Origin of the sequence: Lentilitoribacter sp. EG35 (genome assembly GCF_040784015.1) — a bacterium.
GTDB lineage: Bacteria > Pseudomonadota > Alphaproteobacteria > Rhizobiales > Rhizobiaceae > Lentilitoribacter.
The window spans coordinates 116,583-142,912 of record NZ_JBFNGQ010000007.1 but is presented as its reverse complement, the minus strand read 5'-3'; the positions used below and the strand labels follow the sequence as shown (position 1 = coordinate 142,912).

The following is a 26,330-nucleotide window of genomic DNA, read 5'->3' as shown; positions in this document are numbered from 1 at the left end:
ATTACCATCGCGATTCGTAATTTTGCTTGTTTATAAGACCTTACGGGAAACACAACAAGCTACATTAATGTGATCACCATTTGATCACGAACTAGATTTATCACTTTCCATAACGAGCTTTATCTAGTAATTGTGCAACGCAATATAAATTTACTTAGCAGGCAAAGGTATCAAGATGACAAAAACTGCAATCATCACTGGTTCAACCAGTGGCATTGGTCTAGGCATTGCGAAAGCATTTGCCAAAGCTGGCATGAACGTCGTTATCAATGGACTTGGTAGCGCAGAAGAAAATGAACCAGTACGCGCTGAGGTCGATGCGCTGGGTTCTGGCCAGACTGTTTTCCATGATGCGAATATGATGAAGCCTGATCAGATTGAAGATTTGGTGAAATCGACCGAAGAAAAGTTTGGTCAAGTTGATATTATTGTCAACAATGCGGGCATACAATTTGTTGAAAAAGTTGAAGATTTTCCAACCAGCAAGTGGGACGCGATTATTGCGATCAATATGTCGAGCGCATTTCACACCACGCGTGCCGCATTTGGCGGAATGAAGAAGCGTGGTTTTGGGCGGATTATCAACATTGGGTCGGTACATAGTCTCATCGCCTCTCCTTATAAGAGTGCCTATGTGACAGCCAAACATGGTATTTTGGGCCTTACTAAAACGCTCGCGCTTGAAGGTGCAGAGCATGGCGTGACTGCAAATGCGGTGTGTCCGGGTTATGTTGAAACACCGCTTGTAACGGGGCAAATTGCTGACACGGCAAAGGCTCGCGGAATGAGCGAAGAAGAGGTGATCAAAAATGTGATCCTCAAAGCTCAAGCCACGAAACAGTTTGTGCAAATTGATCAAGTTGCTGCACTTGCACTTTATCTTACGTCCGATGATGCGGCCCAAATCACAGGTACAGCCCTGCCTGTTGACGGCGGTTGGTCTGCACAATAATGGCAAAGGCCACGCCCCAGACAAAAACAATTAACCTTGCCCTCCAAGGTGGTGGCGCTCACGGAGCTTTCACCTGGGGTGTGCTTGACTACTTGCTTGAAGATGGCAGAATAAAACTCGATGGCCTTTCTGGCACCAGTGCAGGCGCGGTCAACTCTGTTCTTCTAGCCTACGGTCTACAAGTTGGCGGTCACGACGGCGCTCGAGCCAAGCTAGACGAGTTTTGGAAAGCTATGAGCGAAGCCGGGACATCTCCTTTCGGCGACATGATGGAACCTTGGAAGAAAATGATTGGTGCCTCCTTCGGCGGCACTGGTCCCATGGTTGCAGCCACTTACAATGCGCTCGATACATTGACCCGAACCATGTCACCCTATGAACTTAACCCTTTTGATTTCAACCCACTACGCGATTTATTGGAAAAGTGCGTTGATTTCGAACGGCTTCGATGCTGCACAGATGTGAAACTGTTTATCAACGCAACAAACGTTAAAACAGGCAAAGCTCGTATTTTTGAAACGTCTGATATCAGTCTCGATGCTGTCATGGCATCTGCCTGTCTGCCGAGCCTGTATAAGGCTGTCGAAATAGATGGTGAAGCATATTGGGATGGTGGGTTTATTGGCAATCCAGCTTTATTTCCATTCTTTTATAAATGCGAAAGTCGAGATGTTCTGATCGTGCACATCAACCCGATGCGACGTGAGAGCATTCCAAAAACCGCACCTGAAATCATGAACCGCCTCAACGAGATTTCTTTCAATAGTTCGCTTATCAGTGAATTACGTGCTATCAAATTTGCGAGCAAACTTGTGCAGGAACATTGGCTCAAAGACGAATATCATAATAATATTCGTGATGTTTATGTCCATTCAATACACTCAGATGATGCGCTTGATGATCTCAGTGTTGCGACGAAATATGATATTAGTTGGCCGTTTTTGACTGACTTGCGAGATCGCGGCAGAGGCGTAGCGAAAGAGTGGTGCCAAACTCATTTTGAGGCTGTTGGAAAACACTCATCTGTTGATTTAGACGCTGAATTTCTTAATATCTCGAACATTCACAGCTAAAATATTGCATCCAATACAAATTTTAACTCAATACTTTCAATAACTTGTGAAACCTTCCCTTGATTGTCAAGAAACTGTTAACTAAGTGTAGTAACAATAAGACACTTAGAACATAGTTCTGAGCAAGCTGCGTGAGCACGGATGTACTGCCACGTGGCTGAATTTTCAAAGACAATTTGTCTTATATTTCTGCCCTTCTTGCTTGCTTTCTAGCTTTGGCAAGATGGGCCGGAATTCGAAAACTCTCAGGCACTTCGGTCCTTTTCTCATCCAAAATATGCTCAATCGCGACATCTGCCATTTTGTGCGCAACACCAAAAGTAATTTTAAAGCCGCTTGTTGCAACAATAACATTTTTTGCTTTAGGCATATGATCGATAAGAGGATCTCGCCCTATCGCTCGTGGTCGCAAGCCCGCCCAACGTTCCATCACATCCGCATCTTTTAGCTGCGGGCAAAACTCTCTCGCCCGCTTTATGAGCGTTTCCAACTGCTGATCAGTGCTCATAGGGTCATCAAATTCTATTTCGCTCGTACTTCCAACGGCAACATGACCATCTTTATGAACTATAACGTAAAGCCCCATATCGAACATAATTGGCCAAGTTGGATCAAGATCAGCCTTTAATATTGCCGCCTGCCCCTTTATGGGTTTACCCAATGCAAGTACTGGTACGGACAATGACGGCGCAACGAAGCCAAATGTGTTGGTACCAGCTGCCAAAACAATATGCGAGAATTTGATCTCTGATAGATCACTCAATGTCGCCCGGCATACCGTTTCATCATATTTCAACAATCCAATATTTTCACGAAGTGTAATCATGCTATCTTGTAAAATAGCCTGCTTGAGCGCGGCCAAAATCCTACGAGGATTAACACGCGCTGACAGCGTATCATAAACAACGCCATGCTCTGCCTTGGATGCAATTGGCCAATTGTCAATCGGTGACTTGTTCAGAATTTTCCATTCATAAACGCCAAGCCAATGTTTTTCCGCATTTGGCAGATGGCCCGCCATTTGCCCGCGTTTTGTATCATTCATAATAGGAGCAACACGGCCACACCTATTATAACCACATGAGAGCGATGTTTCATCTTCCAGCAGTTTAATTTCCTCTGGCAGCGCGTGCAATGCCTCGAATTGGAACTGTTTCTTGCCATCCCAGCGTTCAGGCATATGTGGCATGAGTGCGCCAAGGACACCACCACTTCCTCCTGCGCCGACCTCGTCTTGATCAATCAGCAATGTTTTTAATCCGCGTTTTCCGGCTTTATAGGCAGTCCAGCAACCAATAATACCACCACCAACCACAAGAACATCAAATTCTGTTTGACGATCAATAAAACCAACGTTATCGCCTGAACTCATGAATAAGAACCTTGAAGTAAAAGAAGAGATTAAAAACGAAATTGAATGGCGTGAGGGTGATATGCCCTATTCCACACAATTTGGCGACTATTTTTATTCAAAAACCGACGGCCGCTTAGAATGCAACCACGTTTTTATAAATGGAAATGACCTTCAAACCCGTTTTACATCTGAACAATCATTTGTCATCGCCGAATTGGGTTTCGGAACGGGGTTGAATTTTTTGGAAACAACTCGCCTGTTCCACACCCTTGCACCTGATGGTGCCAAGCTTGAATTTCATAGTTTTGAACTTTTTCCCATGATGAGCAATGAGATTGATAAAGCGCTTGCGGTATGGCCAGAAATAGAAGCAGAAAAACAAAGACTTCTGAACATTTGGCCTTCTTCATTCGAGATGTATCAAGTTTTTCAATTTAAGCCAGACATTAGCCTTCATCTGCATGTTGGTGATGTGAATGAGATAATCCATCAAACAGACCTGCGTGCAGATGCTTGGTATCTTGATGGATTTTCACCAGCCAGAAATCATGCCATGTGGAATAAAAATCTCATGCAAGCCGTATCGGATCACACCAATTCCAATGGTACATTGGCGAGCTATACAGCTGCTGGCTGGGTACGCCGAAATCTGCAAGCCGCCGGATTTACCATCAAAAAATACCAAGGATATGCTGGCAAACGAGATATGATTAGAGGAGTAAAATTGTTAGCTTAAGCATGATCACCTGCAGTTTAGGCTGCTTCTCCTACCGCAAATGTTTTATTTAATGGATGCGATTTTGGAAGTAGACTACCAATTTTTGCTGCCATCATATCCGGGCTAACGGGCTTAGATAGATAGTCATCCATACCGGCGGCGAAACAATCTTCTTTATCACCCTTCAACGCATGTGCAGTAATCGCGCAAATGGGCGTATGTCGAAGGTCATTTTCTTCTTCAATTGCACGGATCGCTTTCGTAGCTTCATGTCCGCTCATCACTGGCATAGAAACATCCATCAAAACGATGGCAGGATTATGCGTCTTCCAAAGCTCAACAGCTTCCTGCCCGTTTCCAGCAATTTTAAAGTTTGCTCCCAGATCATTTAATACTTCAGTAAAAACGATTTGATTTACCTCGTTATCCTCAGCAATGAGAATATCAAGACCGAAATTCGATGTTTCTTCCTCAGGTAGATCATCTGAACCAGCCATCTGAATATTGAGAAGTTCTACGATTTTATCTTCAAACAGAGATGGCGATATCGGTCTAGTGAATGTCGCGTCAACATTCTTGGAAATAGAAAAGATCTGGCTTTCAGTCGCGTTGCCATCAGTTGCCTGCAGAATTACTGTATTTTTAAAACTCAAGTGTTTCCTTAAATCAGCGACAAATTTTTCGTGCATAGATTCAATCTGTTCACAGTCAATCACAATCAAATCTACTGATATATTTTTTTCCGCGACCACGTTTATTACCTTTTGAGCTTCAGCTAAACATTCAGTCGCGCAGCTGTCTATGTTCAGAGAACGCAATTGTTCCTGATATAGCTCTTGATCGATATCCGAGCTGCTAATCACTAACGCTCGGAACATTGGAAAATTGTTCTTCTCAGACAAATTTATACTCGTTCATCAAATACATTTGTACTTATTGTTTAAGTAAGCTTCGTTGAAATGAGTAAAAAGAAGATTAATCTTGGACCCCAATAAAAATACCAAAAATCTAGTATTTTTAATGGGATAGGAAAATCCAATATTTCCGATGCTTAAGAAAATCCTGAGTACCACCCTTTCTTACGAGCCAAGAAATCCTCCACTATCACTCATCTAGTTATAACTAATGACCTCAATCTCTATGCCATTCTCATCATCAAAGTAGAAACGGCGACCAGGTTCATAATCGGCGTGAGACGTGGTGATATAGCCCAAATCAACTATTCGTTTCTCCACATCGTCAAGATCATCAACAACAACACCTATGTGGTTTAATCCATTGTAACGATGGTAGGTATCTTCTGTTGAACCTTTTGAGTTGCCATTTTCATAAATAGCTAAGTAACTGCCCTCGCCTCCAACATGAATCGATGTTCCTCCATGTATAGAATCTCCTTTCCAACGAACTTTCCAGCCAAATAATTTACAATATGTCTCTGCCGTCTTTTCAACATCGATCACCGTCACATTGATATGTTCAAGATAGGTTTCATTTTGCACTTTTTCCGCAATTGTCATTGTAATCTTTCCTTCTTTAATGTTGATCGAAGGCATGGTAATCTCTCAAGTTAACTTGAGGTCAAGAGGTTATTTAGCCCCATGAAGAAGAAAATTGAGACAACTTTGGCTATTGGTGCAATAGCTGCGAGAACTGGCTTGGCAGTATCTGCCATTCGCTACTATGAAGAACAAGGATTGGTACACTCTGAAAGAAATAATGGAGGACAGAGGCGATTTCTACGATCTGACATACGTCGTCTTTCATTTGTAATAATCGCACAAGATTTAGGATTTTCACTCGATCAAATCCGAGAACAGCTTAACAGACTGCCAAATCAGCGAACACCCACCGCTAAAGACTGGGCCGAAATGAGTGAGAACTTTCGCACTAATATAGACGCAAAAATTGAAAGCCTCATTCAATTGAGAGATAAACTCGACGGCTGCATTGGTTGTGGATGCCTATCACTCGACAAATGCAAACTTTACAACGCTGAAGATCGCGCTGCAAAGAAAGGTGCAGGCGCACGATATCTTATGGGCGACATCGCTGAACTCGATTAATCACTTAACTACAAAGACTAATCTAAAGAAGATACCTTCCAATCAGGTTCTTAGAAGTTCAACGAAATATCGCGATGATCAGACAGACAACCTGCCACAGATAACGCTTGCTCTCTTGTCAATTTTGGTTGCTGGCGAATACCAATATTATGACGAATTGATTGCTCATATTCGCCCAATTTCGGCAAAATATTCGTCACGCCTGCTTTACGCCATTCAATCTGCTCATCATAAAGCTTAACTGCTTTTGCAATCTCTTTAAGCGCCTTTTCTTTATTTGGTTTTCTAGCCTTAATAGCGCGGCGGGCTTTGGAGATAGCTGATTTTACTTTATCAGCACCCGCAACATCGCCAAACTTTTTAGCAAGGGCAGCTAAAGGCTCTACCATATCGACAGGTTGATTATCTTCAATTTGTGCTGATGCCGCGTAGAGTTCATCTTTTAGCTCATTAAATGCATCTGTCGAATTTAGTACATTCATCATCTCAACCACCGGCTCATAACCTTCCTGAGACGCACGATAGAATTTACCTCTTTCAGAAGTTACTGTTTTTCGTAGCTTGCTATAAGTTTCAAACTTTCCTTCCCAATCCGATGGAATTTTAGCTGTAAGCTCAGTAATATCTTTATCGATGTTCTCTAGCTTTTGGTTGATGGCCACTGCTCGCTTTTCAGAACCTTCAGGCAAACGGCTTAACTCAGTCTCAAGTTCGGCCTTATGAGTTTCCAAACGCCTGATATCGCGTTCGACTTCCCGTACAAAATGATGATCGGGACGATAGGCATCAGACGCATCAAGCACAACCTGCTCTGCTGCGATAGCGCCGTCTAGAAGTGCAAATGATTGCTCAGCACTGTCAAAACTTTTAGCCAAATCTTTGCTCATACCAGATGGCAATGTGGATAAATCAATATTACGCGCCATCGAAATATTTTGCAGCAAACCAGCCTTGTTTGTTGCGAATTCTTTGACCAGATAATTATCAACACAATAACCCAGTTTTGGGTTGCGCGGGGGCGGGGAATTTTCCGAAAGCAACGACACTCTATTTGGCAGGTAATTTACCAATTGTGGCACAGCGCCAACAATGGCTAGAGCAGATAATTGCAACAAGATGAATGGGATCACTCCCTTATACATATTGATCGTTTTAACCACAGCCGGCGCAACGCCTCGCAGATAAAACAGCGCAAACCCAAATGGCGGTGTGAGGAATGATGTTTGAATGTTCAGACCAATCATCACGCCCAACCAGACAGCAGTCACATTTGCCTCTGGATCAGCCAACAAAATCGGCGCAACAATTGGTACCACAACAACAGCAATTTCAATGAAATCAAGAAAGAAACCAAGGACGAAAATCACAGCCATGACGATGAGGAATTTTGTCCAAAAACCACCCGGCAATCCTTCGAGAAACTCTTTAACCAAATGCTCTCCACCAAATGCGCGGAAGGCAGCTGTCAGAATGGCCGCACCAAGCAGAATAATGAAAACAAGTGATGTCGTTTTCGCTGTTTCAATCATAACGCCATGAAGCGTATTTTCAATTTTGAGTGCTCGAATACCACTCCAAACAAGGGCTGTAATCAGACCAGTTGTACCAATGATTGCGAGCGCGATACCAAATTGGTCTTCGGCTGAATTAATGCTTTTCACATTGGTATTGTAGAGCGAAAGCGTAATTGTGATGAGAACTAACGAGGCAATGGCCAACAATGCTGGATAATAGGCGCGGGAGTGCCCTTCTCTGAGACGATAACCCGCCATTATGAGTGCGCCGCCTGCACCGATTGCGCCTGCTTGATTCACCGTTGCAATACCGCCAATGATTGAACCAAGAACAAGGAAAATCAGAAGAAGTGGAGGAACCAGGGTCAAGACCACTTTGACTAAAAACGCACCGTCAATCTTCCCTTCAGAAGCAACTGGCGGTGCCGCTTTTGGATTGAAAAATGCATAAATCAAAATATAGGCCATATAGAGCACGACAAGCACAATGCCCGGAACAAATGCACCTAAGAACATTTCGCCGGCGCTTGTGGATACGACATCAAAAATTGACGGCATAGACAATTCGCCTGTCGCATCTTTAAAGAGCGCTTTGCGCGCAGTACCAGCTTGATCCGCAGCACTGGATAATTGGTCGGCAAGAATAATCAACACAATAGAGGGTGGGATGATCTGACCTAATGTTCCTGATGCCGCAATCGTACCTGTGGCAAGAGGCTGCGAATAATTATTACGTAACATTGCAGGCAGGGAGATAAGGCCCATTGCAACTACTGTCGCGCCTACAATACCAGTTGTTGCAGCAAGCAATGCACCCACAAAAACGACTGAAATACCGAGGCCACCTGGCACAGGACCAAAAAGTCTGGCCATTGTGATGAGCAAGTCTTCCGCGATTTTTGAACGCTGAAGCATAATACCCATAAAGATGAACAGCGGAATGGCAATGAGGGTGTCTCGTTCGGGTTCCCAATAGACCCCGCGAAGGTTGGTTACACCGGCACTTAGCCATTGCGCGGGACCACCCTGCGCGAAGAAAATATCGCTATCGCCCAGAAACAAATATCCGGCACCCGCAGCCAGCAAGATTGTGATGATGGATGAGCCAGGCAGGGCAAAGGCCACCGGGTAGCCGACACCCAAAGCAATTGCCATAAGTACGACAAGGAGAAAGAGAAAAAACAGTTCCATAATAACTTCCTCTAATGCGCGTCTGATGGTTTAGGCATATGTTTGCCCGCTTCACCGCGTATATCTGCTACAGCCCCGAAGAGATAGGACACAAATTGAATCATCATTGATATGGCGAAGACACTTAAGAATGCGGCCATAAGGTATTTTACGTAAAGCCCAAAACCCGATTGCGATGTTTCGAAATTAAACAATGGGCTGTTAATAATTGATGCCTTATTATCCATGCCGACAAACAGGATAATCCAACATAATGATATGCCTAGGAAAACCGAACCATAAGCGTTTACATAGCCTTTAGATTTCTCCTCAAATCCGGCGTAGAAAATATCCACTCGCACATGGCCTTCTTCCAGCAATGTATAGGCACTGGCAAAAAGGAAAAGTGCCCCATACCAAAAACGAACAAGATCAGACATAAAGGCCTGTTCATAAGAAAAAATAAACCGCGAGAACACAATCAGAAGCTCAGCCACCACTATGAGAAGAGCGAGCCAATGAAAACCAAGTGTACGTGTGAAAAAAGCCATGACAACGCCCAGACCAATAAGGGGAACATGCACATAAGGGCCGCGAAATTGGGCCCGCCCGAGATCCTTAGAGAATTGTTCACTCACGAATACATCCAAGAAACCCTCAATCCGCAAAAATGAAATTAACGTGTCTGCAAGCCCGACAAAAAGCACTGCCCAGAATGCAGCTCTAATAAAGAAGGCATTGAGTGATGAGACGGTAAAGCTATCGGTTCGTAATGATGTTTGGCGGCAAACCAGCACATAAGCAAATGTTACACCAATTGCGATAGGATATAGCGCAAACTGAAAGAACTCGGCGCCAAGATCTCCACCTGTCGCAAAGCCAAGACCTGCGCCAGGGAAACCTGCACCATTTGATAGAAAATTGTTAATGAGGTAAACGAGCATAATTGCCAGATTTGTCCACCCAAAAAGGCGAATAAGCATTGAAGCTCTATCAGACATTACAAATGAAGTATTGTTCACCGCATCATTGCCCGCCGAAGCACTGCCTTCAGGCGTTGCCGCTTGATCAACCATTATGGGTCCCCTGATTCGTCATATGCATTTCTCATGCATAAAAGGGTGAGGCAGATATCCGCCTCACCAAAGGTTACGTTAAAACCTTGATTCTACTGATTAAGAACAGCATTACGTTTTTGAACGTAAGCCATATCAGATAGGGATGTCCAAGCACCAAGCTCGTCACGTTTTTCAACCACTGCATCGTAAATTTTTGCAGATAGTGGAGAATGATCGCGTGCTTCTTCAATAACTTCCTGAGCGGCTTCACCAAAGGCTTCATAGACGTCATCGTTGAATTCACGAAGCTGGACACCATGATCGTTGATCAAGCGGTTGAGATATGCACCATTATTGGCATTTGTTTCTGCCATTGTGCGCGCGTTCTCTTCGTTACATGCTGCTTCAATGATAGCTTGATCATTTTTAGACAGACCAGCCCACCAAGACGCATTCATACCAAGCGCAAGCTGAGCACCTGGTTCGTGCATACCAGGCCAGTAATAATATTTAGCCGCTTCGTAGAACTTCATGAAGTAATCATTGAATGGACCAACCCACTCAGTCGCGTCAATCGCACCGGAAACAAGGTTTTCATAAATCTGACCACCTGGAAGTGAAACAGGAGACGCGCCCAATTTAGACATAACGTCGCCACCAAGACCAGGAATACGCATTTTAAGACCTTTAAGGTCGTCAGGTGAGTTGATTTCTTTATTGAACCAACCGCCCATTTGAACGCCAGTATTACCCATAGCAAAGTTTTTAAGGCCAAATTCGCCTGCCAACTCATCCCAAAGCTCTTGACCACCAGCATATTTAATCCATGCATCGATCTCTGTGTAAGTCATGCCGAACGGAATAGCAGTAAACGGAGCCCAACCTGGGTGCTTACCTTTCCAGTAGTAATCAGCGCCAATATACGCTTGCGCATTACCGGACGCGACTTCATCGAACGAATCAAACGCGCCAACACGCTCACCGGCAGCAAAGTACTGTGTATCAATACGACCATCAGTCAGTTCGGAAATGCGTGCGGCTAGACGCTGAGCTGGAAGCCCAAGACCAGGGAAATCCCGTGGCCAAGTTGATACGATAACCATTTCGGTTTTGCCTTGCGCAACAGCAGGTGCGGCAAGAGTTGTAGCGGCACCAGCAAGTGCTGCGCCTTTTAGAAATTTACGACGTTCCATTAGGTCCTCCCAAGAACATAAAAAACCAGAGCACCGTTTTGATACCCTGTCTCACTCCTTACAAATGTAAGAAATAAAGAACAACACGTGTTACTACCGCTTCACATCGGTAGAACTACGGATTTTTTGGAAATTTGTTATAGTTATGCCAATGTAACTTGATAAAATGCGTTCATATTTTGGAATGGGTTATGAATTTTAAAACAAAACTTCTTGTCATCACCGTATTGCCAACAATCTTAATTGCATTAGCCTCAACCTATATTATCGATGTTCTGGCATCCCGTCTGGCGCAATCACAGGCCAAAGCCATTGAAGAGTTTTATCTAGAGCAAAAACAAGCCGAACTTCTAAATTATGTCGCATTGGCAAAAAATGCTCTTACTCCTAGTTACGGCTCCTATCTCAAGTCGGAACGCAAGGCCCAATATGAAGCACGCCGAATTGTTCGCAAGATGACTTTTGGTGAAGATAATTATTTCTATATTTATGATGGAAATGGAACCAATATTGTCAACCCGCGGCATACCCACCTCATCGGCAGCAATTGGATAGGTTTGCGCGATGAAAATGGCAAAACCGTAATCAAGGACCTCATAGCACGTGCCAAAACGGGCGATGCCTATACCTACACATGGAAGAAACCTTCCAGCGGTGAATATGTCGATAAACTCGGATTCTCAGTCTATCTACCCAAATGGGACTGGATGTTGGGCACTGGTATTTATCTTGATGACGTATCTGATCAAATTAGGAAAATCCAAGATCAAACGGAAATTAGAATCGGAGAAACGCGACTTATTATCTTATTACTCGCACTCGGCTCACTTATCTTGACAGCGATTATTTTGACTCTGGCCAGAGTTAGTGAACAACGCTTTGCCGATGAACGATTACGATTACTAACAGCTAGAATTGTCGACGTGCAGGAAGAAGAACGAAAACGGGTGGCACATGAGTTACATGATGGTATCAGCCAGTTACTTGTTTCAGCACGATACGGACTTGAAGCCGCTGTATCAAAAGCAAAAAGCGTTGGTGTGCGCGAACCACTCGATAAGTCTATTCAGACAATCGACGATACAATCAACGAAGTTCGCCGAATCTCGATGGCGCTTCGACCTTCCGTTCTTGATGATATGGGCCTTGTTTCAGCCGTTAAAAGTTTGGGTGCAGAATATTCCAAACAGACAGGCATTTCAGTCCATGTGAATGCAAAACAACCTAAGAAACTAATAACCGATGAAACACGTATTGCCGTTTATCGGGTCATCCAAGAGGCCTTAACCAATGCCGATCGTCATTCAAAGGCGACAGAAATAAACATCTCCTTGAAGCGAGAACGTTCAAGATTCTTGTTATTGCTTGAAGATAATGGTGTCGGAATTAGCCACCACACCAAATGGCCTCCAACAGGTTCTGGCCTCGGCATACGCAATATGCAGGAGCGGATTGACGCCATAGGGGGCACAATAAGTTTCAAAAATGCCACTCCCAGCGGCCTGATCATTGAAATAGGGATTCCAATTGATAAGAAGTTGGAGCAAACGGAAAAGTGATGTATGGTGACGGCACTATTGTTGTGGGGAGCGAACATAGTATTTCAATGAACTCTCAGAAAATCAGACTCATTATTGCTGACGATCACGACCTTGTTCGTGAGGGTATTCATTCGCGGCTTGTGAACGAGGCAAATATCGATCTTGTTGGCGAAGCCAAGAACGGGCGCGAAGCCGTTGAATTGTGCGGACTATATGAACCTGATCTGTTACTTCTGGATATTTCTATGCCCGAGCTTAACGGGCTAGAAGCAGCTAAAATCATCCGACAAGACATGCCCGACATAAAGATCTTGTTCCTCTCCGTCTACGACAATGAAGAATACGTGCAAGAGGCATTACGCATTGGTGCAAATGGCTTCGTGCTCAAAGATGCATCTAAAGCGGAAATGCTCAACGCGATTGCGATGGCGTCAGCAGGTGCGACATATCTTGGACCAAAGCTTAGCAAATCACTATCACAAAGCATGAATAGCAACGCAAATGGGCGATCTGGTCAGTCTGACTACGGGCTTACCAACAGAGAAAAACAGGTCTTATCTGCGATATCGAAAGGCATGCCCAATAAACAAATTGCAGATAGTATGAAAATTTCGGTACGAACAGTTGAAAGCCATCGCATGTCAATCCGAGAAAAAACAGGTGGCGGAAATGCCGTCATGCTTACAAAGATAGCAACCGAATTGGGCCTCTAGATTTTAATTACATGCGCGCGAGGCTGAGCTAATGATGCGCGCTCGACTATGCGTGTCTCAAGTTTGATATTTTCAAAACCAGCATCATTGGAAATTTGTCTTATTAGCGACTTAGCTGCATCTGCACCCATTCTTCGGTGAGGAACACGAACGGTTGTTAAATGAGGCTCAACAACAGATGCAAGCTGGATATCGTCAAATCCAGTAATGGATATATCTTCTGGCACACGCAGACCCAACGCCTTTGCAGCCAAGACTGACGCAGCAGCCAAAACATCGTTGTTGCAAACCACGGCTGTTGGTGGATCTACGTCCTTCATGATCGATTTGAAAACTTCTGTAGCCGCATCAAAATCAAATGGGCTCTCATAAACATGAACCGGCAAATTAGCATCTTCAACTGCTTTTGTATATCCAGCAACGCGTTCAACAGAGCGGTTATTATTCTTTAATATGCCTGAAATTAAAGCGACACGACGGTGACCAAATGATATAACTTTTTCCGTCATTTCTTGCATGGCCGCGCTATTATCAAATCCAACAAAATGCCCGGCTTCTCTTCGCTTGCCTGATGAATGATGGCTCCACGAAACAACAAAAGGGACATTTCTTTCATTCAGAAAATCGTAAATTGCAGAACTTCTGTCCGTCCCGATTAGGAAAAGTCCTTCTGCCCCCCGCGATACCAGTGATCGAATTTGTTTTTCTTCAGTTCCCTGATCATAGGAGGAGCTTGCGACAAGCAAATCAAATCCTGCACCATTTAAAACCTCTTGAAAGGCCTGCAGGCCGCTCGCAAAAATAGAATTTTCCATGGTTGGAATAATCGCACCAATGATATTCGAACGATTTGCAGCAAGAGCTCTTGCATTAGAGTTTGGAAGATAACCTAACTCATTAACTGCATTTAAAACCTTCTCACGCGTTTTAGAAACAACCTGACCAGGCGAATTAAGACAACGCGAAACGGTTGCGGTTGATACACCAGCCAATCGCGCCACATCTTCCAGTTTCGGTAAATCATTACCTCTCAACAGGATTCCCCTTCATTTTCACAATAAACATGTAACTTATAAAAAAAGACTTGCCAAGCAAAATGTAAGCGCTTACATTTAGCCAGACAAATTTTACAGATAGAGATAAAAATGGCACGTACATATTTAAAGAAAGCAGATCTAACATCATCAAGCGACGCAGGTGACGTTCGCGCAACTGTTCAACAGGTATTGGATGATATCGAAAAAGGCGGTGATAAAACTGCACTCGAATATGCCAAAAAATTCGATAAATATGAAGGTACGCTTAAACTAAACCGTGCAGATATTGATGCTGCGTCAGCGCTGGTACCAGAAAAACTTAAGCGCGATATCCAGTTTGCCCATGCGAATGTAAAGAAGTTTGCTGAAGCACAAAAAGAAACACTTAAAGATATTTCTATTGAAGTTGTTCCTGGCTTAACCGCAGGGCAAAAAAGTATTCCAGTTCAAGCTGCTGGTTGTTATATTCCAGGTGGTCGATATAGCCACATTGCATCGGCCATTATGACAGTTACAACAGCAAAAGTTGCCGGTGTTGATCATATTATGGCATGCTCCCCCCCTCGCCCAGGCGTTGGTATAGCACCTGCAATTGTCTATGCGGCAGACCTATGTGGTGCAGATACAATTCTGGCAATGGGTGGAATTCAGGCAATTGCGTCGATGACTTTTGGATTGTTTGACTTGCCAAAAGCTGACATTCTGGTCGGTCCAGGCAACCAGTTTGTAGCCGAAGCAAAACGCATTCTGTTCGGCCGCGTTGGCATTGATATGTTTGCAGGTCCTACCGACAGTCTCATTTTGGCGGATGCGACTGCGGATGCTGACATTGTTGCGGCTGATCTCGTTGGACAAGCAGAGCATGGTTACAATTCACCAGTTTGGCTCGTGACCGATGATAAGGCGCTTGCAGAAAAAGTGATGGAACTTGTACCACCGCTTATCGCTGACCTTCCTGAACTCAATAGCAAAAACGCAGAAGCAGCTTGGCGTGATTATGCCGAGGTGATCGTTTGCGATAACCGCGAAGAAATGGCCGCAACAAGTGATGAATATGCCCCCGAGCACTTAACTGTTCAAGCGCAGGATCTCCCTTGGTGGCTTGATCGCCTTGCATGTTATGGTTCACTCTTCCTTGGTGAAGAAACAACAGTTGCATTTGGGGATAAAGCGTCAGGCACAAACCATGTGCTTCCAACATCAGGTGCTGCAAGTTACACTGGTGGTTTGTCTGTTCATAAATACATGAAAATCGTGACATGGCAGCAAGCAACACGTGAAGGTGCAAAGCCAGTTGCCGAAGCAACGGCACGCATATCTCGTCTTGAAGGTATGGAAGGGCATGCTCGTACTGCTGACATCCGCTTGGCGAAATACTTCCCGAACGAAACGTTTGACCTTACGTCTGAGGAATAGTTGTGAACACAAGCGATCAATTGTTTGATGTTTCAGGCAAAGTTGTCTGCATAACAGGAGCAAGCTCAGGCATTTGTCGTCATACGGCAACAATGCTTGCTAATCGCGGTGCCAAAGTAGTAGGCGTCGCACGCAGGGCAGACCAACTTGAAGCTTGGGAAAATGAAACCGACGGACAGACCGCATCTCTTGCGTTTGATCTGTCTGACAAATGCAGAATGGGGGAACTAGCACAACTTGTTTCCAAACCATTTGGAGCACCTGATATATTAATAAATGGTGCGGGCATTAACACCCGCACATCTGCGGATGAAGTTACTGAAGAAATTTGGGACTTAACACAGTCCGTAAACTTAGCTGCGCCATTTTTCCTCAGTCAGAAACTTGTGCCAGCTATGAAAGCAAAAGGCTGGGGCCGCATCATAAATTTTGCGTCCCTACAAAGTTTTCGCGCATTTCCAAATGGTATTTCTTATGGATCAGCGAAAGGTGCTGTTGCACAGATGACCCGCGCAATGTCTGAAGCTTGGTCAAAAGATGGTATCAATACGAATGCGATTGGACCTGGTTTTTTTAAAACAGAATTGACTGCAAAGGTTTTTGACGATCCCGAACGAGCTAACCGCAATGCGGAACAAACATGCATTGGCCGCAATGGCGAAATGGCTGACCTTGACGGCCCAGTCCTCTTCTTAAGTTCTGATGCTTCAGCATATATAACCGGGCAAATACTGATGGTTGATGGGGGATTTACCGCAAAATGAAGGCACTAGTCTATACGAGCGAAAAAACACTTGAATATCGTGAAACGCCAAACCCTGAAACCGTTGACAACGACGTTCTCATTAAGGTCGAAAGTGTTGGTCTGTGTGGGTCAGATATGCATGCTTTTCTTGGCCACGATGAACGACGTCCCGCCCCATTAATCCTGGGTCATGAAGCGGCTGGAACGATTGTATCCGGCCCCGATAGTGGCAAGCGCGTAACCGTTAACCCGCTTGTGACTTGCGGCACCTGCGATAATTGTAAAAATGGACGCGGAAATATTTGCGCTAACAGGCAGATCATTTCTATGCCACCACGCGAGGGTGCTTTCGCAGAATACATATCTATGCCTATGCAAAACCTCGTCGAAATTCCAGACAATGTTTCATTCGATCAAGCTGCATTATGCGAACCGATTGCCTGCGGTTGGCATGCAGTTCGCTTGGCAGAACGCGTTCTAACATCCTCACATGAAAACACGAGCGCACTAGCTATCGGCGGCGGCGCAATTGGTTTGGGGGCAGCCTTGAGTCTAAAAGCAAATGGCTACCAGGATGTAGTTATTGTCGAAGCAAATGAAAAACGTCGTAACTTTATAACTGAAAAGACTGATTTCAAAGTTGTTGCGCCTGCTGGACTAACCGAAGATCAATGTTTTGACTTGATTATTGATGGTGTTGGCATCAAGCCGACACGGGAGATGGCCTGCCGTGTTGCCAAACCAGGCGGTGTGATTGCCCATATTGGTTTAGGCGACAGTCAAGATGGCCTTGATATCAGACGCATGACTCTGCAAGAGATTTCATTCATTGGCTGTTATACCTATACACACGAACATTTTTGCGAGACAGCCGAAGCAATCTTTAATGGTGGTTTAGGGTCACTCGACTGGGTTGAATTTCGCAACTTAAGTGACGGGCAATCTGCCTTTGAGGATATTCTCGCTGGCAATGTTTGCGCGCCAAAAATTGTTCTCAAGCCTTAGCATCAGATCAATTTAATCATCGAAAAGCGCTGTAGAAAGCGCCACGGCCCCATCGAATAAATGCTGCTTTCGGGATATCATCTCATCAATTGATATTCTCTGTATCGGTCCATGGAAAGCAAGCGATGCAACAAAACGCCCTTTTGCATCCGTGACAGGTACTGCGATAGCGACCATGTCATCCATAAACTCCTCATCATCGATGGCATATCCACGCTTGCGTGTTTGCTTTAAATCCTCCAACAAAGACGCAGCAGTCTGATGTGTTTTATCAGTCCATTTTTTTAGCTTTAATCCAGCAACAAATTGTTCACGTTTTGATTTAGGCATACTCGCCATAAAGGTCTTACCACTTGCCGTGCAATGAAAAGGCACGTTTGATCCAACAGGTAGCTGGATACGAAATGGCCAATCGGTTTCCACACGATCAATATAATTCATGCCTGTTTCTTCAGGCACGACCATGTTCACAGTTTCTTGCACCTTATTTGCAACATCCACCAGAATCTGATGACGAGTAATATGAAAACGTGATGCATGCAGCAAACCATTTGCAATTAAGCGAAGTTTTCTTGAAGGGCGCAAACGCTTACCGTCAGCCTCACGCACGAGATAACCCTCATTCTCCAACGTCGTACAAAGACGATGAACTGTTTGTTTTGGCAAGCCTAACTCAGCATTAATCTGTGTTGGTGTCATCGCACTTTCGCTCCGTCCCATGATTTCCAAAATCATAAGCGTGCGTAAATTCGTCGGAATTCGATTTTCCTCGTTCACCTTCCTATCTCCCTCTTTACATCCTCCATGAAAAGGCTATAAAGTAAAAAATAATGAAAAACAAGACAAAAAGTCTCATTTTTCACCGTTGGAGGGTTTTTTGGAATTTGATTACGTTGTTATAGGTGCTGGTTCCGCTGGATGTGCAGTTGCGAGCCGACTTTCCGAAAATGGTAAATATACTGTTGCTATGATTGAGGCAGGTGGTCGCGATACGAACCCATGGATCCACATACCAGTTGGGTATTTCAAAACTATGAACAACCCAAATACTGATTGGCGCTATAAAACTGAAAATGACCCTGGTATTAATGGACGATCCATCCCATGGCCCCGCGGTAAAGTGTTGGGTGGCTCTAGTTCCATTAATGGACTTTTGTATGTACGCGGACAGGCCGAAGACTATAATCATTGGCGTCAGCTAGGAAACGAGGGTTGGGCCTGGGACGATGTACTCCCATTTTTTAAACGCTCTGAATCGTGGATTGGCGAGCAAAAAAATAAAGACCGTGGTGAAAACGGCCCTCTATCTGTTTCGCCAACTCGTTTAAAACGTGACGTTGTCGATAAATGGGTCGATGCGGCAGAAGCTGCCGGTTATAAAAAGAATTCAGATTATAATAGCGGCGATCAAGAAGGTGTTGGTTATTTCCAACTGACCATGGTCAATGGCAAACGTTGCAGTTCAGCTGTTGCATATCTTAAACCTGCACGAAATCGCTCGAATCTTGAAATTATTACCAATACCCAAGTTGAAAAAGTTATCATCGAAGACGGACGTGCAACAGGTGTAGCTGCAGTTACTCGTGGCAAGAAAAAAACCATCAAGGCACGACGAGAGGTAATTTTATCCGCCGGAGCAATCGGTTCTCCACAAATTTTGATGTTATCTGGCATTGGGGCAAGCGAGGAACTTTCGGCCGTTGGGATTGAGACAAGAATTGAACTCAAGGGGGTTGGCAAAAACCTGCAAGATCATTTGCAAGCACGACCTGTTTTCAAGACCGATCTATCGACAATCAACATCGAGACAAACAACATCTTTAAACAAGGTATGATTGCTCTTGAATACGCACTTAAGCGGACAGGCCCTATGGCAATGGCAGCAAGCCTTGGCACTGGTTTTTTAAAAACAGATCCATCATTATCGACACCGGATATCCAATTCCATATTCAGCCATTTAGTGCAACTAATCCTGCTGATGGGCCACATAAGTTCTCAGCCTTTACAGCTTCTGTACTGCAAATGCGGCCTGAAAGCGCAGGTCACTTACAGCTTAAGTCTGCCGATTATCGCGACCACCCGGAAATTCATCCGAATTATCTTGCGACACAACTTGACCAAGATACCATTGTAAAAGGCATTCAAATTGCTCGCAAAATTGCGGATTTCGAACCGTTGAAATCTCATGTGACTGAAGAATTTTCCCCCGGTAAAGAAGTCGCATTTGACGATTATGAAGGCACGCTCAATTGGGCTCGCAATACCGCTGTTACAATTTATCACCCAACCGGAACATGCAAAATGGGTCCCGAAAGCGACAAGTTGTCTGTTGTTGATGCACGACTTCGTGTCCGCGGTATTAAAGGTTTACGTGTAGCCGATGCATCCATCATGCCCCAAATCATGTCGGGCAACACGAATGCTCCATGCATTATGATTGGTGAAAAAGTTTCTGACATGATTTTAGAGGACGCTGCGAATGCTTGAACTTATCATTGATTACAGTCAAATTATTATTGCTGATTTGATCTTATCAGGCGACAATGCCTTGGTCATTGGAATGGCGGCAGCTGGCCTTTCGCCGGAATTGCGTAAGAAAGCAATTCTTTATGGCATGATTATTGCTGCTGTTATGCGTATCGTTTTTGCAGTTATTGCAACCAGCCTTCTTGATGTTCCGGGCATATTGTTTATTGGTGCCTTGCTGCTATTTTGGGTATGCTGGACCCTTTTCAAAGAAATCAGAGAAGGACAATCTGAAGAAGCAGAAGACGCGATGGAAATCGCAGACAATCTGGAGGCAGGATATACTGGCGCGCCGCGCCGTACAATGTTCTCGGCACTTGTCTCCATCACGATCGCTGACGTTTCGATGTCACTTGATAATGTTCTTGCGGTTGCAGCAATTGCAGATGGAAATACTACAACGCTCGTGTTTGGTCTTGGTCTGGCAATTATCCTCATGGCATTTGCTGCCACACTTATTATGAAATTACTTGCAAAGTACCCCTGGATTTCATGGCTGGGCCTTATCGTTCTGCTCTATGTAGCGGGCGAAATGATGAAACGTGGAATATTTGATGCACCGAACGGGGTCGGTCATTTGTTAGGTATCCTTTAAATTGTGATTATTTCTTAAAAAGATAAAATAATCAATTATTTAATGGTGGAAATTGTAGTTCAATTAAGACATAATTGAACTGCCAAATCAGGCTGAGAGAGATGCCTTCGTGTCTTGGCCGTAGACTTAGGGAGAAGGCGTAACATTGGGAGGAATAAATCAATGAATTTATCCAAACTTACTAAAGGTATCGCAGCAACAGCTGTCGGCCTAACTTTAATGGCTTCTTCTGCCTTGGCAGAGAAAGTTATCCGCGTTCAATCAGTGTTGCCAACAACAGCCGACGAAGTTGTAATGTTGAAAGCATTTGGTGACGATGTTTCAGAATTAACAAATGGTTCGCTTAAGATTGAGGTTCTGCCAGCTGGTGCTGTTGTAGGCCCACGCGACATCATGGATGCAGTTGATGCTGGCCTAGTAGAAGGTGGCTTTGCATGGACCCACTATTGGGGTGGTAAGCACGTTGCAGCCAACCTGTTTGGTGCACCAGTTGCTGGTGCTGGTGTTGGAATGGACAACATCGCATTCTTATCTTGGTTCCAGTTTGGCGGTGGTAAAGAGCTTTATGACCGTTTATGGGATGAAATGGGCGTAAATGTAAAAGGCTTCATGCTACAACCAGTTGGCCCGGAAGCTCTAGGTTGGTTCCCAAAACCAATCGCATCTATGGATGACTTCCGTAAAATGCGTTTCCGCGCACCTCCAGGAATGGTTGGCGCCGCTTACGCTGAAGTCGGTGTTCCTGCTGTTGCTATGGGTGGTGGTGATATTCTACCAGCTCTGGAAAAAGGCACAATTGACGCGGCTGAATGGTGTTGCCCAAAACCTGACAGTGTGTTTGGTTTCCAAAAGGTTCTAAAGCACTACTACTTGCAAGGTCTACACCAAGTTGTTGTGAACGCTGATTTGTACGTGAACGGTGATTTTTATGACGGTTTGACTGACATCGAGAAAAAAGCTCTTGAAGTTGCTGCTAATGCGTCTTTGTCAAAGTCTATGTCTTACCGTATTTATGAAAATGGTAAAGCTCTAAAAGACTTGACAGATAACCATGGCGTTATTCTTGAAGATACACCAGCTGATTATTTCACAGAATACATGGCTGCTGCGAAGAAATCTCTGCAAGCTGCAGCTGACGAAAATGAATTCTTCGCTGAAGTATGGCAGTCGCAGAAAGATTTTGCTGATATCGCTGTTCCATTTTGGGCTGGCGCACAAGCATCAAATGCTAGCTTAGGCAAAGCCCACGCTGACACATTGAAATAATACTTTCACATAGTTTCGCGAGGCCCTTTTGAGGGCCTCGTGTTTCTTTTTCGAAAGGGATTAAGATCCTTTTCGAAAAGGAAACCTCAGATCAAATAAATCTTAGATCTGAAGACTTACCACGGGAGGGAGTGTAGACATGGCCGCAGAGGAACCAAATCCGGAAGATCTTGAAATTGCCGACGAGCTGATTGCAGAACGTCGCGCAGAAGAGCCAGGGGAAACACCTGAGGATATGACATCTTGGCAGCGCCCTATTACAGCTGTCATTGATGTTATTAACCATCGCGCGGGTCAGCTAATTGCTCTGATGTTGGTGCCCTTAATCGCTATTGTGGTCTGGGAGGTGTTCTCTCGTAATGGTGACTCAATTTTGACGAATGCTGGCTTGGGCTGGATATCTGATGCCCTTGGCTTGGGACCCACATTGATCGCTTATGACATGAGTCGAATGATCGCGGGTGTCCTTTGGATGGCAGGGGCTGGCTATGGCCTAATGCGCGGCGTACATATCCGCGCTGATTTTCTTTATCGGAATTGGTCGGACAAAACTCAGGCCACAGTCGATGCTTCCCTGTATTTGCTGTTCTTTATTCCTTCCATGATTTTCTTTACATGGGTGGCGTCTGAATTTTGGTGGAAAGCCTTCATTAACGGAGAAACAAACCAAGTGGATAGTGCATGGGGCCCTCTATTGTGGCCTGCGCGTATAGCAATGCCAATTGGTGGTGCACTATTGCTGTTGCAGGGTTTGCCTGAGATCTTCCGAGCGTTCCACAAAATGGGAAAAGAGCGAGAGCGCATCTTTGTAAGACTATTGCCAATTTATCTCATCGGTTTAGTTTGGCTCGTGCTCGCAGTGTTTGAACCACAAATGGTACCTGGTGGTGAATGGTTCGAGGCTTTAACAAAAGCCAAATCGTCTCTGGATAAGCCTATCATCGGTCTCATCATGCTTGCTGCAATGTTGTTTGTGATCTTCATCGGCTTCCCAATCGCGTTTACCCTTGTCTTCTTGGCATTTGTGTTCGGGATCTGGGGTGATAGCTTCTTGAAAACGACATTTATTTTCACTCTCCAAACTAACTCTTCAATGCTAAACGATCAACTTATGGCGGTGCCATTGTTCGTGCTGATGGGGATCGTAATGGAAAATGCGGGCCTGATGGAGCGACTATTCTCGTCCATCCAAATGATCATGTCACGCGTGCGTGGTGCTTTGTTCATTGCCGTGTTGATCGTGTCTACGATCTTTGCGGCAGCGACAGGTATTGTTGGTGCATCTGTGACCATGCTTGGTATTATGGCGGGTGCCACGATGAGCCGCGCCGGCTATGATGTGAAACTAGCTGCAGGGACCATTACAGCCGGCGGAACCTTGGGTATTCTGATTCCACCGTCGATCATGCTAATCGTGCTGGGACCAGTGCTTGAGGTATCCACGCTTGATTTATTCCGGGCGGCGTTTGTTCCCGGTGCGATGCTCGCAGCCTTGTATCTGTTGTACACGCTTGGACGGTGCTGGCTGAACCCTAGTTTGGGGCCTATCCTTTCGGAAGAAGATCAGCCTGAAACGTCCAAATTCTATGGTGCAGAGGTTGCTTTAATCTGTCTGGGCGTTTTGACAATATGCAGGGTCTTTGGCCTTGGTATTGGCGGAACGTTTAGCGTGATCCCATTTGGTGGATTGCTTGCGCTGTTGATCGTGCTGGCGGTTGCTTATCAGGCCTATCGCAAATTACCTATACTGCGCATAGCTCTGCCTGTGGCGGTTCTGTTCCACCTATACATGGTCTTTGCGAACCGTGGTGATGATGGCAGCCTGTCCGTTATGTCAATTGTGATGGCCGCGTTCATTCTGCTGTTGGCTTTCTTGGGGCGTCATATTTATAGCCAAGAGGCGGAGGAAAAATTCTACTTTGCACCGCTTTGGGATGAGTTCTTTGCAGGGCTAATGCCGCCAACGATCCTGATCTCGTTTGCGCTTGGTTCAATTCTACTTGGTTTTGCGACACCTGCAGAAGCTGCGGCAATGGGTGCCTTTGGAGCGATTCTGCTGTCCATCGGGTACCGAAAGTTCACCATCAAGGGCTTCTTTGATAGCATGATCAAAACACTGGAACTAACAGTGTTGATTATGTTCCTCGTGGCCGCATCCAACTTCTTTGGTGCACAGTTCAGTTCACTAGGTACACCGCAATTGTTGACTGATATATTGCTTGGCACGGATCTGTCGCCATATATCATGCTCTTGCTGGTGATGGCGCTGATCTTTTTGCTTGGCTGGCCACTGGAATGGGTTCCGATTGTTCTAATCGTTGTTCCAATCCTGTTACCTGTGGTTCAAGCGTTGGATCTGCATGGGCTAGATCGCTATGATCTGATGGTCTGGTTCGGCATCCTTGTGGCGGTGAACCTGCAAACAGCTTGGCTCAGTCCGCCTGTTGCTCTCTCGGCCTACTTCTTGAAGGGGGTTGTACCGAACTGGGATCTTAAGGACATCTATCTTGGTATGATGCAGTTCATGCTAGTACAGCTGACCGGCCTGGTCCTACTATTGATCTTCCCTCAGTTGGTGCTTTGGCTGCCAGCTTGGATGAGCCAGTAGTATGCAACCATTACTAAGCGACATAGGTTCCATGTACTAAACACTTATCTGAGTCAGTCATTTCTTTATACTTGCTGACTCAATTTTAAAGGAACCGACATATTAAGGGCGCTCTGTTATCATCAAACAGAGCGCCCTTTTTGTATGTCACAAAAATTACCAGCACAAAAACCTCTGACCGTCAGAGGGATAATATATCTTACGAGTGTCTGGAAGGGTTAGTTTTGAAATGCCTTGTCGTAAGCTTCAAGAATATCTTTGCCACGTGCGGCAACTTCACCCGCAGATAATCCTGCCTGATAAAGCGCTGAACCAAGACCAAAGCCTGAGGCACCAGCCTTGACCCATTCCGCAAAGTTAGACGGACCTGCACCACCCACCGCATAAACAGGCACATGTTTCGGCAGTACTGCTTTTAGTGCGGAGAGACCTTCTGGCTTAAGTGCAAAACCGGGGAATAATTTCAAACCTGTTGCACCGTGACGAATGGCAGTAAACGCTTCTGTCGCAGTTGCGACACCTGGCCAACTTTCCATACCGTTTGCTATCGTTGCATCAATCACATCAGGGTTACAATCAGGTGAGACAATCAAAGTACCACCTGCTTTCTTTACGTTGAGAACATCATCGGCGCTTAACACAGTGCCTGCACCAATCATGATATCATCATCAAAGGCATTTGATAATATTTCAATACTTTTCAAAGCATTCGGTGAATTGAGTGGAACTTCAATCTTATTAAACCCGATTGCTACCAATTCTTGGCAGATTTCTAACACTTCATGATTTTCAACACCGCGCAAAATCGCGATCAAATTTCTTGACATTATTTTACCTTTGTAAGAGTTTCTCGCGCTTGAATTAGACCTTTAAGCGTGAGTTCGGTCACATTTATCTTTTCAAAATCATGACCAAGGATATGAAGAGCCTGACTGTAAAGCTCGCCTAACTTGCCAGCCCCTAATAAATAGAGCTTTCCTGACGGCATGTTCTTCATAATCGATACGATCTCAGAACCAATCAATAAGCCGGAAAGAAAAGCAGCTGTTTCAATTTGATTTGCTCCCTGCAAAACAGCACGAGCGCGTAAGGAAAAAATACTATTCAAAACCATATCTGGCGCATGAACAGCCCTTGCTATGCCTTTCGCAAATTCATCTGCATCGGCACTTTTTTTATCTGTCAGCGTTTTTAGGACAGAATGCTCACAGATCAGCGAATAAAGCTCACCAGTTAAAGCTGTCGTAAATTGTTCGACCATACCCCGATTAAGACAAATCCATTTACTGTGCGTTCCTGGCATACATAGAATACCCGACACGTCTTCACGACCTGATATAAAACCTGCAATCTGAGTTTCTTCGCCGCGCATAACATCGGGAGGGTCCATTTGGCTGAGACCAGATAATATATTCACATCCAAACGTTGATTATGTGTCTTGGGTTGAACAATTTTACTTGCAACAGGATTGCAAGGGACTTGCACATAAGGTGCTTCTATCCACCCCTGCCGTGCGCCGACCATCCCACAAGCAACAATTTGCATTCTGGTACCTGAATGATCATCAAGCCAATCCGAAATCAACTCAAGCAATGCGGCTTCAAATTCGCAAGGTTCAAGTGAACTCATGCCTGTATCTGCTGTTTTTGCGTCGACCACCTGCCTGTATGACATCAGCCAAACACGTAAATTACTGGTACCCCAATCAACCGCAATCCACGTGTCTTCGCCCCTGTCTAGGCTTGTGTCTTTGCGATCATCTAACATAAAATACGCCTGTC

23 protein-coding genes are annotated in these 26,330 nt (G+C 44.9%); 13 read left to right on the top strand and 10 right to left on the bottom strand.

What is annotated here, in order from left to right:
- Positions 1-175: 175 nt before the first annotated feature.
- Both AB2J24_RS13440 and AB2J24_RS13435 read left to right on the top strand, forming a co-directional pair.
- On the top strand, positions 176-952 hold the full coding sequence (locus AB2J24_RS13440; RefSeq protein WP_367385824.1) for a 3-hydroxybutyrate dehydrogenase: 777 nt from the start codon (positions 176-178) through the stop codon (positions 950-952).
- Entirely contained in the window at positions 952-2,025 is a 1,074-nt protein-coding gene (locus AB2J24_RS13435; protein WP_367385823.1) for a patatin-like phospholipase family protein, read from the top strand. The genes AB2J24_RS13440 and AB2J24_RS13435 overlap by 1 nt, the downstream gene beginning before the upstream one ends.
- Before the next feature lie 181 nt (positions 2,026-2,206).
- Here the strand turns inward: AB2J24_RS13435 and AB2J24_RS13430 are convergent, their stop codons facing one another.
- Positions 2,207-3,397, bottom strand: coding sequence for an NAD(P)/FAD-dependent oxidoreductase (locus tag AB2J24_RS13430; RefSeq protein ID WP_367385822.1), 1,191 nt, complete (start codon positions 3,395-3,397; stop codon positions 2,207-2,209).
- Between AB2J24_RS13430 and mnmD the strand changes: the two genes are divergently transcribed.
- A complete protein-coding gene (gene mnmD / locus AB2J24_RS13425) occupies positions 3,396-4,115 on the top strand; it encodes a tRNA (5-methylaminomethyl-2-thiouridine)(34)-methyltransferase MnmD (protein ID WP_367385821.1) in 720 nt (239 codons plus the stop codon). The two genes, AB2J24_RS13430 and mnmD, sit on opposite strands and share 2 nt — an antisense overlap.
- Positions 4,116-4,132: 17 nt before the next feature.
- Here mnmD and AB2J24_RS13420 read toward each other — a convergent pair whose 3' ends face one another.
- Together AB2J24_RS13420 and AB2J24_RS13415 are read right to left on the bottom strand one after the other, a co-directional pair.
- Complete coding sequence (locus AB2J24_RS13420) at positions 4,133-4,750, bottom strand: response regulator (RefSeq protein ID WP_244627836.1); 618 nt, start codon at positions 4,748-4,750, stop codon at positions 4,133-4,135.
- A 459-nt stretch (positions 4,751-5,209) separates the two neighbouring features.
- Entirely contained in the window at positions 5,210-5,650 is a 441-nt protein-coding gene (locus AB2J24_RS13415; RefSeq protein WP_197742789.1) for a VOC family protein, read from the bottom strand.
- Positions 5,651-5,695: 45 nt separating this feature from the next.
- Between AB2J24_RS13415 and soxR the strand changes: the two genes are divergently transcribed.
- On the top strand, positions 5,696-6,160 hold the full coding sequence (gene soxR, locus AB2J24_RS13410; RefSeq protein WP_162652011.1) for a redox-sensitive transcriptional activator SoxR: 465 nt from the start codon (positions 5,696-5,698) through the stop codon (positions 6,158-6,160).
- Between the two features lie 50 nt (positions 6,161-6,210).
- Here soxR and AB2J24_RS13405 read toward each other — a convergent pair whose 3' ends face one another.
- From AB2J24_RS13405 to AB2J24_RS13395, 3 genes are all read right to left on the bottom strand, one after another.
- Positions 6,211-8,865 (bottom strand): TRAP transporter large permease subunit, encoded by a 2,655-nt coding sequence (locus tag AB2J24_RS13405; protein ID WP_367385820.1) that lies wholly within the window; start codon positions 8,863-8,865, stop codon positions 6,211-6,213.
- An 11-nt stretch (positions 8,866-8,876) separates the two neighbouring features.
- The gene (locus AB2J24_RS13400) at positions 8,877-9,920 is read right to left on the bottom strand and encodes a TRAP transporter small permease subunit (RefSeq protein WP_367385819.1); all 1,044 of its coding nucleotides are present in this window, start codon (positions 9,918-9,920) and stop codon (positions 8,877-8,879) included.
- A gap of 92 nt (positions 9,921-10,012) precedes the next feature.
- The gene (locus AB2J24_RS13395) at positions 10,013-11,095 is read right to left on the bottom strand and encodes a TRAP transporter substrate-binding protein (protein WP_162652013.1); all 1,083 of its coding nucleotides are present in this window, start codon (positions 11,093-11,095) and stop codon (positions 10,013-10,015) included.
- A gap of 191 nt (positions 11,096-11,286) precedes the next feature.
- On the opposite strand from AB2J24_RS13395, the gene AB2J24_RS13390 reads away from it, so the two are divergent.
- Together AB2J24_RS13390 and AB2J24_RS13385 are read left to right on the top strand one after the other, a co-directional pair.
- Entirely contained in the window at positions 11,287-12,654 is a 1,368-nt protein-coding gene (locus tag AB2J24_RS13390) for a cache domain-containing protein (protein WP_367385818.1), read from the top strand.
- Complete coding sequence (locus AB2J24_RS13385) at positions 12,654-13,349, top strand: response regulator (RefSeq protein WP_367385817.1); 696 nt, start codon at positions 12,654-12,656, stop codon at positions 13,347-13,349. The genes AB2J24_RS13390 and AB2J24_RS13385 overlap by 1 nt, the downstream gene beginning before the upstream one ends.
- Here AB2J24_RS13385 and AB2J24_RS13380 read toward each other — a convergent pair.
- Positions 13,346-14,383, bottom strand: coding sequence for a LacI family DNA-binding transcriptional regulator (locus AB2J24_RS13380; RefSeq protein ID WP_367385816.1), 1,038 nt, complete (start codon positions 14,381-14,383; stop codon positions 13,346-13,348). The two genes, AB2J24_RS13385 and AB2J24_RS13380, sit on opposite strands and share 4 nt — an antisense overlap.
- A 111-nt stretch (positions 14,384-14,494) precedes the next feature.
- On the opposite strand from AB2J24_RS13380, the gene hisD reads away from it, so the two are divergent.
- Genes hisD through AB2J24_RS13365 form a run of 3 tightly spaced genes read left to right on the top strand, consistent with a single transcriptional unit; the run spans position 14,495 to position 17,552 of the window.
- Complete coding sequence (hisD, locus tag AB2J24_RS13375) at positions 14,495-15,802, top strand: histidinol dehydrogenase (RefSeq protein ID WP_367385815.1); 1,308 nt, start codon at positions 14,495-14,497, stop codon at positions 15,800-15,802.
- Positions 15,803-15,804: 2 nt separating this feature from the next.
- Positions 15,805-16,566 (top strand): SDR family NAD(P)-dependent oxidoreductase, encoded by a 762-nt coding sequence (locus tag AB2J24_RS13370; RefSeq protein WP_367385814.1) that lies wholly within the window; start codon positions 15,805-15,807, stop codon positions 16,564-16,566.
- Complete coding sequence (locus AB2J24_RS13365) at positions 16,563-17,552, top strand: alcohol dehydrogenase catalytic domain-containing protein (RefSeq protein WP_367385813.1); 990 nt, start codon at positions 16,563-16,565, stop codon at positions 17,550-17,552. The genes AB2J24_RS13370 and AB2J24_RS13365 overlap by 4 nt, the downstream gene beginning before the upstream one ends.
- A gap of 12 nt (positions 17,553-17,564) precedes the next feature.
- On the opposite strand, the gene AB2J24_RS13360 is transcribed toward AB2J24_RS13365, so the two are convergent.
- Positions 17,565-18,329, bottom strand: a complete 765-nt coding sequence (locus tag AB2J24_RS13360; protein WP_174244210.1) for an IclR family transcriptional regulator — start codon at positions 18,327-18,329, stop codon at positions 17,565-17,567.
- A gap of 100 nt (positions 18,330-18,429) precedes the next feature.
- On the opposite strand from AB2J24_RS13360, the gene AB2J24_RS13355 reads away from it, so the two are divergent.
- From AB2J24_RS13355 to AB2J24_RS13340, 4 genes are all read left to right on the top strand, one after another.
- Positions 18,430-20,040: a GMC family oxidoreductase gene (locus AB2J24_RS13355; protein WP_367385812.1), complete on the top strand. Its 1,611-nt coding sequence runs from the start codon at positions 18,430-18,432 to the stop codon at positions 20,038-20,040.
- On the top strand, positions 20,033-20,674 hold the full coding sequence (locus tag AB2J24_RS13350; protein ID WP_162652020.1) for a TerC family protein: 642 nt from the start codon (positions 20,033-20,035) through the stop codon (positions 20,672-20,674). Before AB2J24_RS13355 ends, AB2J24_RS13350 begins: the two co-directional genes overlap by 8 nt.
- A gap of 162 nt (positions 20,675-20,836) precedes the next feature.
- Positions 20,837-21,940 carry a TRAP transporter substrate-binding protein gene (locus AB2J24_RS13345; RefSeq protein WP_174244211.1) on the top strand — a complete coding sequence of 368 codons (1,104 nt, stop codon included), beginning with the start codon at positions 20,837-20,839 and terminating at the stop codon, positions 21,938-21,940.
- A gap of 139 nt (positions 21,941-22,079) precedes the next feature.
- Positions 22,080-24,548, top strand: coding sequence for a TRAP transporter large permease subunit (locus tag AB2J24_RS13340; RefSeq protein WP_367385811.1), 2,469 nt, complete (start codon positions 22,080-22,082; stop codon positions 24,546-24,548).
- Between the two features lie 218 nt (positions 24,549-24,766).
- Here AB2J24_RS13340 and AB2J24_RS13335 read toward each other — a convergent pair whose 3' ends face one another.
- Positions 24,767-25,375 (bottom strand): 2-dehydro-3-deoxy-6-phosphogalactonate aldolase, encoded by a 609-nt coding sequence (locus AB2J24_RS13335; RefSeq protein WP_162652022.1) that lies wholly within the window; start codon positions 25,373-25,375, stop codon positions 24,767-24,769.
- Positions 25,375-26,316, bottom strand: coding sequence for a 2-dehydro-3-deoxygalactonokinase (locus AB2J24_RS13330; RefSeq protein ID WP_367385810.1), 942 nt, complete (start codon positions 26,314-26,316; stop codon positions 25,375-25,377). Before AB2J24_RS13330 ends, AB2J24_RS13335 begins: the two co-directional genes overlap by 1 nt.
- Positions 26,317-26,330 lie beyond the last annotated feature (14 nt).